The sequence below is a fragment of the Streptococcus mitis genome (assembly GCF_905187495.1).
In the GTDB taxonomy this organism is placed as follows: domain Bacteria; phylum Bacillota; class Bacilli; order Lactobacillales; family Streptococcaceae; genus Streptococcus; species Streptococcus mitis_CU.
The window spans coordinates 1-294 of record NZ_CAJJIB010000098.1 but is presented as its reverse complement, the minus strand read 5'-3'; the positions used below and the strand labels follow the sequence as shown (position 1 = coordinate 294).

The window sequence follows — 294 nt, the reverse complement described above, 5'->3', positions numbered from 1 at the left end:
ATTAAGAAATATATCCAAGATTAAAGAAATTATCCAGTGGATGATTTCTTCACGAGTATGAAAATTTGAGAACGAGTAAAGCATGATATAGCACTAGGTAAATTGAGTGTAAAAGAATATGAGGATCCCTTTAGGGATAGTGGTAAGTAATACTAAAGCCTCTTTGAGAGGCAAGTGACGAGTCAAGAGCAATAAGGCTTGAACAAAGTGAAAGCCAGCGTCTTTAGGCGCTGGCTGGTAATTTGGGCTTATAGCCCTGGGACAAACCACCCGTTTGACGGGTGGTCATGATTG

Annotated in this window: 1 pseudogene; it reads left to right on the top strand. The window is 40.1% G+C overall.

Annotated features, from left to right (window positions below):
• Positions 1-69: 69 nt before the first annotated feature.
• Positions 70-150: pseudogene (locus JQ843_RS05680) on the top strand (IS200/IS605 family transposase); the annotation flags it as partial.
• Positions 151-294: the final 144 nt, after the last annotated feature.